This window comes from Pseudoalteromonas luteoviolacea (assembly GCF_000814765.1).
Classification (GTDB): Bacteria; Pseudomonadota; Gammaproteobacteria; order Enterobacterales; family Alteromonadaceae; genus Pseudoalteromonas; species Pseudoalteromonas luteoviolacea_H.
On record NZ_JWIC01000010.1, the window covers coordinates 194,344 to 208,049 of the forward strand.

Consider the following 13,706-nt stretch of genomic DNA (forward strand, 5'->3'; position numbering starts at 1 on the left):
AAACTACTCTTCACTAAACCAGCAAATATTACGTGCAGCCATTATAAAGTCGCCCGCTTGCTGTTCAGATAATTCAGTGATCTCAACTAATTCGTCGATACCCTGTTCTGCTAAATCTTCTAGGGTGATAACGCCTTTGCTCGCCATCACAAACGCTAAGTGACGATCTAAACCTTCAAGGTCTAGTAAGTCTTGAGCAGGTTCGGCACCTTCCAAAGATTCTTCATCACGCAGTGCTTTAGTTGTTAAAGCATCTTTTGCACGTTTACGTAACTCTTCAACTGTGTCTTCGTCTAATCCCTGAATTTCAAGGAATTCAGCAACTGGAACATATGCAACTTCTTCAAGTGTTGAGAAGCCTTCGTTGATTAAGAACTCAGCAAAGTCGTCATCAATATCTAAATTGTCCGTAAATAAACTGATCAGTTTATCAGATTCTTCAGCGTTCTTACGCTCCATATCTTCAACTGTCATTACGTTCAATTCCCAACCAGTTAACTGGCTAGCAAGACGAACGTTTTGTCCATTACGACCAATTGCCTGTGCTAGATTGTCTGCTTCAACGGCGATTTCCATCGTGCGAGAATCTTCATCCATCACAATAGAAGCAACTTCTGCTGGCGCCATCGCATTGATTACGAACTGAGCTGGGTTGTCGTCATATAATACTATATCAACACGCTCTCCGCCTAGCTCTGTAGACACTGCTTGTACACGTGCACCACGCATACCTACACACGCACCTACAGGGTCTATACGTTTGTCATTTGATTTAACAGCAATTTTTGCACGTGAACCAGGGTCACGAGCTGCACCTTTGAGCTCGATCATCTCTTCACCAATTTCTGGTACCTCGATGCGGAATAATTCCATCAACATCTCTGGCTTAGAACGTGTCACAAATAACTGCGCACCGCGTGCTTCAGGCTTTACTTCATAAAGTAGACCACGAACACGGTCACCTGGACGGAAGCTCTCACGTGGTAGCATATCTTCACGGTAGATAACGGCTTCAGCGTTGTTACCAAGATCAATCACTACAGTATCGCGTGACGCCTTTTTAACTACACCCGTAACCAACTCACCCTTTTGATCTTTATATGCATCAACCACTAAAGCACGTTCAGCCTCTCGTACTTTTTGTACGATTACTTGCTTCGCCATTTGAGTTGTAATGCGGTCAAATTGAATTGATTCAATTTGCTCTTCTACATAATCACCAAGTTGTAACTCTGGCTCTTCTACTTGAGCTGCTTCAATGGTAATTTCAGAATATGGGTTTTCTAATGAACCATCTTCTAGCGGCTCTGCTACCTGCCAACGACGGAATGTGTCATATTCACCCGTTTTTCTATCGATAGAAACACGTACTTCAATTTCACCGTCATGTTTTTTCTTTGTGGCAGTCGCCAGTGCGAACTCTAACGCCTCAAAAATTTTCTCTCTTGGGACTGCTTTTTCATTGGATACAGCTTCTGCAACCAACAAGATCTCTTTTGCCATAGGTTTTGCCTCGCTTGCCCTGGTCCTTCGCACTTAATCTTAAAATTTGGCGATGATATTAGCTCTTTCGACGTTACTAAGCATAATGTGATGCTCTTGTCCGTCGACAGTCAGCGTGATCATATCGCCTTTAACTGCTACCAGATCGCCTTTAAAATTACGGCGACCATCTTGTGGAAGTTTAGTGCGCAAACGCACCTCTTCACCTTGCGCGTCCTCATAATGAGCTTGTTTGAATAATGGTCTATCCACACCCGGTGAAGACACTTCTAAGTTATATTCATTTGTAATGGGATCTTCTACATCCATAATCGCACTAATCTGGCGACTTACTTCTGCACAATCGTCAACATTAATGCCATTCTCATGTTCAATGTACACTCTAAGTGTAGAATGACGACCCGCTTGCACAAACTCTAGACCGAGTAGCTCAAAACCGCATGCTTCAACAGCCGGCTCTAGCATAACGGTTAAATCTTGCTCGAGTTTTGACACAAATTACCTCCATACAAACAAAAAAAGGGCTCATGGCCCCATCAATTCAGCTGCATGTTCTTGGGCCTAAATTGCTAATATCTAGCACCAGACACAACAACGCCCCGAACCAAGCGGGGCGTCACACCAAAAACAAACTGTGTGGCCAAAGGCCGTGCTTGGTTGCGGACTGTACCAGCCTAAATTAAGCTTGCGCTTAAACGCAAAACGCGCATTACCATGAATGCGCGACCTTTAAGAAATATCAAATTTCTTAATATTGGTTGCGGGAGCCGGATTTGAACCGACGACCTTCGGGTTATGAGCCCGACGAGCTACCAGGCTGCTCCATCCCGCGTCCACATGCAGCAATATGCTGCTCAATTGGCGTGTATTATAGAGATTGTTCCATTAATACGCAACAGCTAACTAGATAAAATAGACAGCGTTACACAATCCTCTATTAAATCCATTAGTCCTTTAACAATCATTAACATACAGCACTTGTACCTGTTTTGGTTTTCTCTATACTGCACATTTCTTACAATTAGGAGACAATAATATGAATAAAAGGTCATTCCAAGCAACAATTGCTGCGCTATCTACTTTAGTTTTTAGTGGTGTTGCAGTCGCAAATTCATGTGCAAGTGCAGGCCCTCAAACACCCCGCGATATTGATAACCTTGAAGGCGAAAATAAGCGTATCTTCAGTCTCGCCCCTCCTTCATCACAGATGAACCTGTGTAATATTCACTTTCATAAAAATGCAGAACACAAAGCAAAAGACTTCTCTGTATTTGCCGGCGACAGTAAATACGGTGGTTATCAGTGTAATGCAACGTCTAGCCTAACTGCAGCTGAATTAAAAGCACCGAAAGGTAAAGTATGTAAAAATGTTAAGCCTGGTGACACCATTGAAGTGCACTGGGTACATAGTTCTTGTGATGTGAAGCCTGGTAAAGGGCTTGGAGCATGCCTTAATGAACAATGTGCCAATCCAGATCTGCGCGTAGAAACGCAAGTTTTCCTAGTTGTAAATGATAAAGATGCATTAGACTTCAATGATTTAAGCTATGATGGCAACGTTGTAAATGGCTATCACCAGCCAAAGCACATTCCTAATACAACGGGTAAACCAGTCGAGTTTCTAGGATCTACAACAGGACCTAGTTACAACGATAAGCAGTGTTCTCCTCTACAAGTGACTTGGAGTGTTCGTCCTGCTTGCGCCAAAGTTGACATAAATAGTTTAGCACAGTGGTGCGATGACAATGTGTTTGAAGAAGATCACGCTCACGGTGTTAGGCAGCTAGTTACAGATCCTAAACTACTATCCCCTATCAAGTAGTTGAATACATTAATGCAGAAATGAACTCTTTCCATTTCTGCATTAATGACAATTAAGTTTGCAATCATAAAAGTCTCATGCCTATACTTGAGTTTGATGCGGTTTTTTTATACAACATTTCAGGCCGCATCGTAGGCAGTTACCCAAGTTTATTTTGTTTTGTTTGTTGTATCAGATTAAGTGATGACGAAACAGATTTGATTAAAAACTTGAGCACGGATCCGCTCTGATCGTAATTGGAGCGATTATGAGTATTTCACCTTATCAATATCAACTTTTGAGTCAGTCTTTTGCGACTATCAAGCCAAACTTTCACTGTTTCTGTGTGAGTTTCAATCACCGTCTGAAAATGCATCCAATGTCAATGGTCATTCCCGATGGTGAAAAGCAAATTTTAACCATCGAATACCAACTACGCGCATTTATTCAGCAAAGCCTGATACGCATGGCGAATCAACAAGAGTTATGTCGCTATATCATTGAAAACATGTCCACAATTAAGGCTCTCCGTCCATCTGCCTGCGATATAAGAATATTGTGTAACTGTTTTTTGGATACGCTTAAAGTTCACTTGGGTAAACAGTTTACATTAGCGGTGAGAAATGCATGGAAACGTGCTTTACATATTGTCGCAAACGTTCTCAAGGCTGAGCTATTTGGCATGTCAAATATTGTTTACTTAGATCAAATTAGACAAAAAAAACAAATTGGCCACTCTTGAAGTAAAGGTGACAATGTAGCACATAATCAGTAGACTGACCCCAAATTAGGTTAATTAGGTGAGTTTATGAAACGTATCGCTATTTTATTGGGTTTAAGTGCATTTTTTACCACTGGCTGTGATGTATTTGAAAACTCCAAAGCCCAAATTGAAGCGCAGTACTTAGCTGAGAATCAAGAGCTACAAGCCGTTATCGAGCAGATCCGTGAACAAGGGCTTGAAGCCATGGCCAAAAGCGCACAAGCAGGTACAATGGCAAGCTGTGTCGCTAGTAAACTTGACGGCGATCCGATGGGTGCATTAGTTGAAGTAGAAGGTGCGCTTCAAGATGGTGCAAGTGTAGCTGAGTTAGCAAATTCAATTGCCAGCTTAACAGATCAGGAAATTAGCTTAGAAAGTATACCTGAGTTATTAAAAGCGGGCGCTGAAACCGTCACATATTTGAAAACACTATTATCAACATATGATTTAGCAGAACTGCAAACGCAGTTCAGTACTATGCTTGAGCAAGGGCAAACTAAAACCGAAGACATCGGTACGCACCTACGTGGTTTGATCGAGCAATGTAATTAACACTGTTGCCGGTCATGCATCGTATATGCATGACCGTTCTGACCACTAAAATAGTCTCCAACGGCGTTTTTTAGTGCGTACCTTATGGACCCAGTTGACTTCTATCGTTGTCACAGCAAGAACATCACTGTGTGCCTTAGCTATCAATTCATAGCTAACACTTTCAATAGAGCCAAAATTTAGTGTATATGAAAAGCTATCAGTATTAGCCCAACACTGCAAAATGCGTTTAGATTCACTTTCTCTAAGGCAATAATCACCTGCTGTTGGTGCCGATATATCGAAAACAACATCAGCATAACAGGTACGTCCTTGGTTCAGTGCAACACATTTTGTAGGTGATGCATTCAATATTCCTTTACGTTTATCATTAGCAGTAGATTCTGTTGCCAGAGTTGCTAATGAAGCCCAAATTACCCAAGTGAATCTAAAATACATACTTCACTCCAGTAAAAAATACTCGGGCATAATTCGAGTCCACTAACGGACTACTCTTCACGCCTCCAGAGCCAATCAATACTGAAGCGCCAGCACTGTAAACCCAATCTTGTGCAATAGGATAGTTAACCTGTGTTTGAACAAAAACTGTCGCGCCATCACCAGCGGTAAAACCATACAAATAATCATTGACCTCAGATGGTGATACCCCATAAAAATAATTATTGAAGTTTTGCGAGTAGTAATTAGCGCCAAAGTTTAACCAAAGATCCCAATTGCGAAGTTCAAAGTTACGCGTTGCTTCGATATGGAAAACCCAACCCTTGGAGTCACCAAATACATCATAGACCAATTCTGCTACAGCTAGAAAATCACCCACGGTTCGGTAATAGGCTAACCCTAAAGACTGATCAACTTTACGTTGTTTAATGGTTTTTAACGTGTCAACTGGAGTCTCTTCATTGGAATAATACCCTTTATCCGAAAATGGGATTTGATAGTTGCCAAAAATTGCATCTAACCCCCAATTCTCTTCTTGAATTAGCTGATAACCCAAATCAGAGCCACCAAAAAAGTCGCCCGAATGCGTATTCAGATAAAACTGTTTATATTGGATTTTGGCATCAATCAAAGGTGATAGAGAGGAAAACTCATGTTTAGCGCCAATTAACTTTGGTAGCTTAGTATTCACATAGAAGGCCCCAACACTGAGTTGCCATTCAAAGTCATCTTCTTCGTACCAAGGTTCAGCATATGCTTTACCCACAATGATGATATACAGTGTGAGAAGCACGGACGTTATTTTTTTCATTACTTATTATCTTTATTGCGCGTTTGTGCCGAATTCAATCACAGATCATACCTGAGCATTTCTCATACAACAAGAAAACAATTAAAAACCAGCATCCCTATATTTTTACATGAATTTTATATAAAACATCATATTGTGGGTGTCACCGCTCGTGAAGCTGAGAAATTGTGTCTCCATGACAAGGTTGTAATCGGTCATTGTATTTAATCGGCCGGTTCACAAAAGCTTTAACCATGAAGGTGTTTGGATAAAGCGTATGCCAAATATACTGTAGAGGTAGGATATCGTATCTAGGCTCTTTTCGCTCTGTAAATAAGCTGAACATTACTCAACTTATAGGTTTATGCTCTGCATGATAAACTTTACAAAAAGTAGTCGAGGAACAGTTAAGTGCTTATCTCCACAGCTCTTTTTTAGGGTAAATCACGAACCTGTATGAAATAAACACGCGTAGCACTATGGCAGTTATTCAGATCCCAAGTACTTAAATAGTACACGTTTGTAAATCTGTTCTATTGCCAATAAATCAGCAATCGCAACGTGTTCATTGACTTGATGTATCGTGTCATTTTTTACACCGCACTCAACTACCTGTGTTAGTTCATTAGCAAAAAAGCGACCGTCAGATGTTCCGCCTGCAGTGCTGAGTGATGGATATTGACCTAACTCTTGAGAAATCACATTCTCAACCAAAGATAAAAAGCAATTATCTGCTTTTTTACCCGTATAAAATGACTCACACGGACGCTCCCAAGCCACCTTTATATCGGCGTTAATGGTTTGAGCAACCTCTGTCAACCTTTGACAAATATCATGGCTTTTATATCCATGGCTATAGCGTACATTAAACATGATTTCACAGGTAGCTGGTACCAAATTATCAACGATGTTAGGGACTGTTAACCCAGTCACCTGAAGCGTCGATTTAGAACCAGGTTCATCTTTTGACCAAGCCAAGTTCGCTAACTGAGTCACTAACTCACCAGCAATATGTGCTGCATTGACAGTAAATTCAGGATAAGCGACATGGCCAGATTTACCCTGCACGATAAAACGTCCGGAAATTGCACCCCGACGACCATTTTTTATTGTGTCACCAACATGCTTGTGAGACGTAGGCTCACCTACGAGACAGGCGTCTAGCACCACTCCCCTTTGCTGTAAATACTCCGCTATCAATACCGAGCCATCCGTTGCCTCCCCTTCTTCATCAGAGGTGATCAACCAATAAAAAGTCCCCAGCTTTGCTATGTTTGCATTGCAAAAGTCCTTTGTAGCAGTAAGCATAGCCGCCACTGAACCTTTCATATCAGCAGCCCCTCTGCCATAAATGACACCATCGATAATATCACCAGAAAACGGGTCAACTCGCCATCCATCTGAAGTGGCAGGCACAACATCTACATGGCCAGAATAAGAAAAAATAGGGCCTTCACCAAACTTCCGATGTGCAATTAAATTTTTGACACCATTAGACTCAATGACTTCTATGTTAAATTCGAGTTCAGATAACCGTTCAGCAAGGTATGCGATTGTCCCAGCATCATTTGGGGTCACTGAACGGGCTTTAATCAAGCGTTGTAGTATCGATGCAACGCTGGGGACGCTTTTAGCATTATTTTTAAGTGGGTAAGACATGAGCAATCATCTATCTGACTTTTTTCTCATTAAACGTATGTTAGGTGTCTAAATTATGACTGCTTAGTTGCATCTTTATGACTTAAGCTAGGTTTACCTGCCAAGCTCAATTGTATTTGCGCACAATTAGCAACATAATTGCGTGCTAAAACTTAATCCAAATCAAACTTTCAAAAACTTCTGAAAGATGAAAAGTCAAATTTGATCTAGAACAGCTTTTTTTTCATCAAAGCCCTTACTATGGAGTCATTAAAAAGAACCACCTTGTTTAGGTTCAGGAGATGAAAATGAATAAACTAACAGCTGCTTTGATTTCAACTTTATTAGTAACAGCACCTCTTGCTCATGCACAATTTAGTGTTAACGTGGGTGCTATACATGTAAACCCTATCGACTCGGCGTCTGCAATTAATGAAAACAAGGCATTAGGCCTATCAGCCGATTCAGACACGCAGCTTGGTATCACGTTCGATTATCACTATAACGACAACATTGTATTCGAATTAGTGGCAGCCACACCATTTTCTCACACCGTAGAAGGTGCAGGAGGTTTAGCTGGTAATGACATTGCAAATATTAAACACCTACCACCAACACTTTTAGCGCAATACCACTTTTTTGATAAAAGTGCCAAGCTACGCCCATTTATCGGTGCAGGTCTAAACTACACGGTATTTTTCGATGAGGAGCCAACCGCAGCACTAAAGCAAACACTTGGTACTGATGACGTAAAAGTTGACTTAGACAACTCCTTTGGATTGGCTTTACAACTTGGTTTGAATTATGAAATCAATGACAAGTGGGGCTTACATGTGATGGTATCAAAAATGGATATTGATACGGATGCAACAGTATACGCAAATGGCGTAAAGGCTTTAACATCAGATGTTGAGATCGACCCATTTGTCGCAATGATTGGCGCTAAATATAAGTTCTAATCTAAGAATAACTTTCTCAATCTTGGCCACTTATGTGGCCTTTTTATTATTGACCTTTTTTTGCTCAAGCATTTCCTTCCAATGCACAATTTCATTGGGGAGTTCAGGTTGCGCTCCTCTAAACTCAGCTAACTCTAGTAAATCTTCGACAGCTACAATGCCCTGTCGGCTTTTGAATACGCCTCGGACATAGGCAATCGCATGCAAGCCTTTTTCAGAATGAAACTTCTGTTCTATGTAAAAGTATTTATGATCCCACCCGACCACACGTGTGGTTACAGAGAACTTTTGCATCGGCTTAATATCTCGGATATACGTAATGGCTGTCGCATTAACTATTGGAAACCATTTTCGTTTTAGAATTTTATTTAAAAGCCCTAACCGCTCTGTCATCCAAGTTCTAGCAATGTCCATCATTGCCAAATAGCGCGAATTAGTAAGGTGTAAATTAATATCGCAGTCAGTAGGTAATGCTCTGAAGTCAATCGTTGTTGGATCCAACATGCCTTCGTAATTTTTATTTTGTTTAATTTTCCAAAATAGAAGCAATAGTCGAAAGTATAGATTCATGTTTCAATTGGTCTAACCAGTAATTTGTCTCGCCAGTGTATCATAGCCTTTAATTGCAACAAGCGTGTTCAGTTATATATTTAATGACATGTTAAATTTTGAGCAACTTGCTTTATTTTATAAACTGAATTAAGTTTTCATTATCTTCAAGATAAGTATTTATTTATGAATAACATATTCAAACTTGGCTTCTGTATCACAGCCCTAAGCTTTAGCAATCATGTCCTCGCTAACTTTGATTTAGCAGGCAAGGGCATGGTGACTTACCCAACTGGGATTACCAAAAGTTTTGACTTCGGTTTTGGTTGGCAATCGTCTGATAAAAAATTCCGTATCGGCAAAAAAGCTTACTCTATGTCTCAGTTGCCTGAGTCTTACTCTATTGCATTAACACTTAGTAAAGACGAGTCTCGAGTTTGGATCCAAGAGTTTAACGCAGGGTACATCGAATCTTTTGAATGGCAAATTGGCACCAATAAGCTGCAATTAGCCAAAAAAGATTTTAAGGTTCCAGTAAAAGGGAATTACCTGCTTACCCTTAATAATGTTGATTACTTTCTAAGTCGCAACAATATCAGTATTGATGTGCATTTCGATGAATCTGGTGTCAAACATGTGCGGCTGGAAGGGGTTACAAGAAGTATGGGTACCAAGAAATAGGTACCCATTTAAACGTATGGCTAGACTTTTACGGTTTTTCGGTTGATGCCGTATTCTCTGAGTTTATTTGCGACCGCCGTATGACTCAGACCTAAGCGCTTGGCTAACTGCCTAGAGCTGGGATATGCTGGATAGAGCTTTCTCAATAAAGTCGCTTCAAATCGCTTCACAGCTTGCTCTAGTGTCCCTTCAAAATCTGACTCAAGATACCCCAAATCATGCGTGAAAGTCGGTAACTGCATATTCTCAATGCGCAACTCTTTATCATCCAATAATGACACCGCTCGATAAATGGCATTTTCAAGCTGACGTACATTACCAGGCCACGGATATTGCTCTAAAAACTCTAAACACTCAGGATGTAACGAAGGTACCGCTTGACCATTTTGCTGTGCATATTTCTGAATAAAATGCTCTGCCAACGGTTTGACATCTGCTTTGCGGTCTCTCAACGGCGCAATTTCTAGCGTCAATACGTTAATTCGGTAGTAAAGATCTTCTCTAAAACCACCTTCTTGCACCATCGCAGGTAAGTCTTTTTGCGTTGCGGCGATAATGCGCACATTGACTTTAACTTCATTCTCATCACCCACCTTTCTAAAGGTGCCATCTTGTAAAAAGCGCAGCAGCTTAGTTTGCAGCTGTTCAGACATCTCGCCCACTTCGTCAAGAAATACGGTACCGCCATCTGCTTGCTCTAATACGCCGCGTTTAGAGGGAACTTGCTCATCAAAGCTCGCGTACCCAAATAATTCAGACTCAGCCACATCATCTGGTAGTGAGGCACACGACAAAGCGATAAAAGGTTTTAAAGAGCGATTTGATGCATAGTGACATGCTCTGGCTAATAACTCTTTACCAGTGCCTGTCTCACCCGTAATTAAAATTGGGGCTTCTAACTGAGCCATCTTTCGCGCTTCGCGAACAACACGTCGCATTGCGGTACTTTGATTGTGAATAGTCGCGAAACTTTCTTGACCATAACGTCTAAACGCACTGACCTGTTGCCCTAAACGGCTTTGCGACTTGATATTAATTACCGCACCTGCCAGCACATCACCTTCTGTTCCTTGAGGCACAGAAATCGGTAGGATATCAGCAATATAATCTTCGCCAGCAACTTCCACCCGTGTTGTTTGACCCAACACTTCGCTGCCTTCTAGCCAACGGGTAAAATTAAATCCTTTGAGCAGTAAATTAATACTACTGCCTATGACTTCGTCAAGGGATAAGTTTAAGTCTCTGCACGCCGCATCATTACAGTGCCGAACACCACCTTTAGCATCAATTGAAATCACCCCATCAGGCAACGCACTTAATAACGTATTTAATTCATTGTGCTCTCGCTCAGATGGCAGGAAAGCCGTCGTGCGAACGTCTTCAACACCATCAATAAGCCTAATTTCAGGCATGATTTTTTGAAACTGCTCAAATTCAATGGGGGGAAAGCTCACATACATACGGCAATTCACAGAGTCGACTTCAATCCCCTTTAAATCAACTCTGTAGTTCACCAATATATTGAGTATTTCTTGTGCAATACCTATACGGTCGGCGCAATGAATCTCTAAACGCATCTGTTCCTCAAAACGGTTTTTTACCTCTGGGCGGATCATACTCTAAGAATAGTCTTCAGCCTAGCAAATTGTAAACATTTTTGGACAGATATTTTATAAGTCATAATTAATGATAATGACCTATAATAAATACATGATATTCATAGCATTTAATTGAAAATAAAAGATTGCAAGCCATTCACCTTGCAATTTATAATACTAAATAACTAAACAATGTTAAATAAATGGTGGGAGAGCCAATGAAAGCAAAAATAGTAGCCATAGTTCTAACAACCATTTTCATTAGTGCATGTTCTGTTGAAGATCCATATGAAACAGGCCCTACTGAGTCACAACAAACCGAGCAAGCGGAACAAGATAAGCAGCAAGCAGAATCAGTAGACTGGCAAATAAGCCTTTTTGACACCGCGAATAATGGTGTAGAAGATGCATCAATCGTTATCGACGGCAATACCTACCAAAGTGATACAAATGGCGTTATTTCGATACCCACTTTAAAACAAGGTAACTATAGCATTGCAGTCATTAAAGAAGGGTTTGAACCTTTATTGACCACAATCCAAGTATTAAATAATAACCCTCAACTCCAATTACAATTAACAGCAAAACCGGCTGATTCACTGACTTTATTTTTTGCTGGTGATACCATGTTTGGCCGACGTTATATGGATCCTAGTTTAACCACCATGGGCAACTCAGTGCCTGATGTTGAAGGCGCGCTGATCCGAGCTGCCTCGGCAGCGCAAAACGCCATTGAGCTTACTCGGTATATCAAGCCTTTGGTCGAGCATGCTGATTTTTCATCGGTTAATCTAGAAACACCCATTTTAAATACCCCAACAAGTGTCCACCCTACAAAAGAGTTTGCTTTCTTCTCATTGCCTGAGACCCTCCAAGGGCTCACCGAAATTGGCGTCGATTACGTTGCGCTGGGCAATAATCACGTTTATGACTATTTGCAGCCTGGGTTGCAAGACACCATAAAATACGTGTCGGAAGCGGGGTTGCTTTTCAGCGGGGTCGGCAATAACAATACGGAAGCCTATGCACCGCTCATCACCACAGTCAAAGGCGTGTCAATCGGGCTCGTTTCCGCAACTTCTATCACAGGTGATGATAACCCCATCAACTATGTGGCTGAGGCGCAAAAAGGCGGCGCAGCAGATCTCACAGAAAGTCAGCAAGCTATCTCTGCCGTCGAGCAAGCAATTGCACAAAGTGATTATGCTATAGCCCAATTGCATGGAGGTGATGAATACTCATATGCACCTACTCGATATATTTCAAATCGCTTCAATTTACTGAGTAACCTGCAACCCGACCTATTAATTGCGCATCACCCACATGTTGCTCAGGGATTTAGTTTACTGAATAACACGCCTGTGTTACTTGGACTTGGCAACTTTGTATTTGAGCAAAACCGCATCGAAACACTGCTTGGAGTCGCCGTCCTCCTCGAGGTTTCTCCTAAAGCCGCACAAAAAACCACACGTGCCAGAGCATATCCTATTTACCTAGAAGACTATCAACCTAAATTAGTTACCGGCTTTTTAAGCGACTATTTAATGAGACGACTAGGAGAGTTCTCACAAGAGGGCGTTTCTGTGATCCCCAAACAAGGATACGCAGATATCGACTTTTATAATACTCAAGTTCCAAACCCCGTGGAAACAGCGCAAATCACACTCAGTGCAGGCCAGCATATTATTGATTTAAGAGAGTTTGTACCGAGCAACGCCTTTTTAACTAAGGTATCATCCAGCAGTCCAGTATCCCTAAAGCTAGGTAGAGATTTAATGTTGTTTGGTGACTTCGAGGATTGGGATAACGATGATACTTTTGGAGAGGTTTCACGCTGGGAAAATGACAGCGACAACATCACACCTTGTTTAACAGGCGCGCGCAACGGCAGACAAGCGATGTGCATGGTGCGAACTCAATTCGACAATCGACCATTACGTATGCCTTTTAAACATACGATTAGAACGATGCCAATCACGCCCAGTGAGTCTACATCAGAAGCCTATCATGAAATGAGCCTATATGGTTACAACAAAGGGATGAATGCGGGTGCACTTGATGTCGAACTCTCAATCACCACATCTGAAGATAATCTGCTCTTTTCTGAACAGACAATTCGTATTTCAGATCCCGGAGAATATGATTGGCATAAGTTTGAATATAGCTTTTCATTGCCGGATGATACAAACACCCTTGGACCAGAACAACTTCCTGCTCGCGCCGTTAAACTAACGTATTTGCACTCCCCCCCTGACAATGGTGAAGCAACACTTATCCTAGACGATTTAGCCTTAATATCGTGGCAAAAAGATATTTCATTGTCAGACAATGTTTGGCAAGACAAATCCATTCATGGCTTGGATTTTTTACGGGTAACAACGCAACAGGATGTAACTTTATCTTTTGAATTTTCGGCATTTAATTAGGTATTTCA

The 13,706-nt window shown here is 41.3% G+C and carries 13 protein-coding genes and 1 tRNA gene; 6 read left to right on the forward strand and 8 right to left on the reverse strand.

The genetic code is table 11. The annotated features are described in order from the left end of the window. Positions 1-3: 3 nt before the first annotated feature. From nusA to JF50_RS22310, 3 genes are all read right to left on the reverse strand, one after another. Complete coding sequence (gene nusA, locus JF50_RS22300) at positions 4-1,503, reverse strand: transcription termination factor NusA (RefSeq protein WP_039611539.1); 1,500 nt, start codon at positions 1,501-1,503, stop codon at positions 4-6. Positions 1,504-1,542: 39 nt separating this feature from the next. Continuing rightward, the gene (gene rimP / locus JF50_RS22305; RefSeq protein ID WP_039611540.1) at positions 1,543-1,998 is read right to left on the reverse strand and encodes a ribosome maturation factor RimP; all 456 of its coding nucleotides are present in this window, start codon (positions 1,996-1,998) and stop codon (positions 1,543-1,545) included. Positions 1,999-2,258: 260 nt separating this feature from the next. Then, positions 2,259-2,335: transfer RNA gene (locus tag JF50_RS22310), tRNA-Met, on the reverse strand. Between the two features lie 204 nt (positions 2,336-2,539). Between JF50_RS22310 and JF50_RS22315 the strand changes: the two genes are divergently transcribed. The 3 genes from JF50_RS22315 to JF50_RS22325 all read left to right on the forward strand — a co-directional run bounded on the left by JF50_RS22315 (position 2,540) and on the right by JF50_RS22325 (position 4,619). Then, positions 2,540-3,325: a delta-class carbonic anhydrase gene (locus tag JF50_RS22315; protein WP_039611541.1), complete on the forward strand. Its 786-nt coding sequence runs from the start codon at positions 2,540-2,542 to the stop codon at positions 3,323-3,325. Positions 3,326-3,572: 247 nt separating this feature from the next. Next, a complete protein-coding gene (locus JF50_RS22320) occupies positions 3,573-4,046 on the forward strand; it encodes a globin (protein ID WP_039611542.1) in 474 nt (157 codons plus the stop codon). A 66-nt stretch (positions 4,047-4,112) separates the two neighbouring features. Continuing rightward, complete coding sequence (locus JF50_RS22325; protein WP_052262699.1) at positions 4,113-4,619, forward strand: hypothetical protein; 507 nt, start codon at positions 4,113-4,115, stop codon at positions 4,617-4,619. A 45-nt stretch (positions 4,620-4,664) separates the two neighbouring features. Here the strand turns inward: JF50_RS22325 and JF50_RS22330 are convergent, their stop codons facing one another. From JF50_RS22330 to dapE, 3 genes are all read right to left on the reverse strand, one after another. After that, positions 4,665-5,057, reverse strand: coding sequence for a DUF3019 domain-containing protein (locus JF50_RS22330; RefSeq protein WP_039611543.1), 393 nt, complete (start codon positions 5,055-5,057; stop codon positions 4,665-4,667). Beyond that, positions 5,047-5,868 carry a MipA/OmpV family protein gene (locus tag JF50_RS22335; protein ID WP_039611544.1) on the reverse strand — a complete coding sequence of 274 codons (822 nt, stop codon included), beginning with the start codon at positions 5,866-5,868 and terminating at the stop codon, positions 5,047-5,049. The genes JF50_RS22330 and JF50_RS22335 overlap by 11 nt, the downstream gene beginning before the upstream one ends. Positions 5,869-6,333: 465 nt before the next feature. Further along, positions 6,334-7,506 (reverse strand): succinyl-diaminopimelate desuccinylase, encoded by a 1,173-nt coding sequence (dapE, locus tag JF50_RS22340; protein ID WP_039611545.1) that lies wholly within the window; start codon positions 7,504-7,506, stop codon positions 6,334-6,336. 287 nt (positions 7,507-7,793) lie between these two features. On the opposite strand from dapE, the gene JF50_RS22345 reads away from it, so the two are divergent. Continuing rightward, positions 7,794-8,444, forward strand: a complete 651-nt coding sequence (locus JF50_RS22345) for an OmpW family outer membrane protein (protein ID WP_080760334.1) — start codon at positions 7,794-7,796, stop codon at positions 8,442-8,444. 30 nt (positions 8,445-8,474) lie between these two features. Here the strand turns inward: JF50_RS22345 and JF50_RS22350 are convergent, their stop codons facing one another. Next, on the reverse strand, positions 8,475-9,014 hold the full coding sequence (locus JF50_RS22350; protein WP_039611547.1) for a thioesterase family protein: 540 nt from the start codon (positions 9,012-9,014) through the stop codon (positions 8,475-8,477). Between the two features lie 165 nt (positions 9,015-9,179). On the opposite strand from JF50_RS22350, the gene JF50_RS22355 reads away from it, so the two are divergent. Further along, on the forward strand, positions 9,180-9,674 hold the full coding sequence (locus JF50_RS22355; RefSeq protein WP_039611548.1) for a hypothetical protein: 495 nt from the start codon (positions 9,180-9,182) through the stop codon (positions 9,672-9,674). A 20-nt stretch (positions 9,675-9,694) separates the two neighbouring features. Here JF50_RS22355 and tyrR read toward each other — a convergent pair whose 3' ends face one another. Further along, on the reverse strand, positions 9,695-11,251 hold the full coding sequence (gene tyrR, locus JF50_RS22360) for a transcriptional regulator TyrR (protein WP_039612134.1): 1,557 nt from the start codon (positions 11,249-11,251) through the stop codon (positions 9,695-9,697). Between the two features lie 239 nt (positions 11,252-11,490). Here tyrR and JF50_RS22365 point away from each other — a divergent pair, with 239 nt between their 5' ends. Beyond that, positions 11,491-13,698 (forward strand): CapA family protein, encoded by a 2,208-nt coding sequence (locus JF50_RS22365; RefSeq protein WP_152614626.1) that lies wholly within the window; start codon positions 11,491-11,493, stop codon positions 13,696-13,698. Positions 13,699-13,706: the final 8 nt, after the last annotated feature.

Coding starts and splice junctions, on each gene's coding strand:
- nusA (WP_039611539.1), bottom strand. CDS start 1,503: ATGGCAAAAGAGATCTTGTTGGTTGCAGAAGCTGTATCCAATGAAAAA.
- JF50_RS22315 (WP_039611541.1), top strand. CDS start 2,540: ATGAATAAAAGGTCATTCCAAGCAACAATTGCTGCGCTATCTACTTTA.
- JF50_RS22320 (WP_039611542.1), top strand. CDS start 3,573: ATGAGTATTTCACCTTATCAATATCAACTTTTGAGTCAGTCTTTTGCG.
- JF50_RS22325 (WP_052262699.1), top strand. CDS start 4,113: ATGAAACGTATCGCTATTTTATTGGGTTTAAGTGCATTTTTTACCACT.
- JF50_RS22330 (WP_039611543.1), bottom strand. CDS start 5,057: ATGTATTTTAGATTCACTTGGGTAATTTGGGCTTCATTAGCAACTCTG.
- JF50_RS22335 (WP_039611544.1), bottom strand. CDS start 5,868: ATGAAAAAAATAACGTCCGTGCTTCTCACACTGTATATCATCATTGTG.
- dapE (WP_039611545.1), bottom strand. CDS start 7,506: ATGTCTTACCCACTTAAAAATAATGCTAAAAGCGTCCCCAGCGTTGCA.
- JF50_RS22345 (WP_080760334.1), top strand. CDS start 7,794: ATGAATAAACTAACAGCTGCTTTGATTTCAACTTTATTAGTAACAGCA.
- JF50_RS22350 (WP_039611547.1), bottom strand. CDS start 9,014: ATGAATCTATACTTTCGACTATTGCTTCTATTTTGGAAAATTAAACAA.
- JF50_RS22355 (WP_039611548.1), top strand. CDS start 9,180: ATGAATAACATATTCAAACTTGGCTTCTGTATCACAGCCCTAAGCTTT.
- tyrR (WP_039612134.1), bottom strand. CDS start 11,251: ATGCGTTTAGAGATTCATTGCGCCGACCGTATAGGTATTGCACAAGAA.
- JF50_RS22365 (WP_152614626.1), top strand. CDS start 11,491: ATGAAAGCAAAAATAGTAGCCATAGTTCTAACAACCATTTTCATTAGT.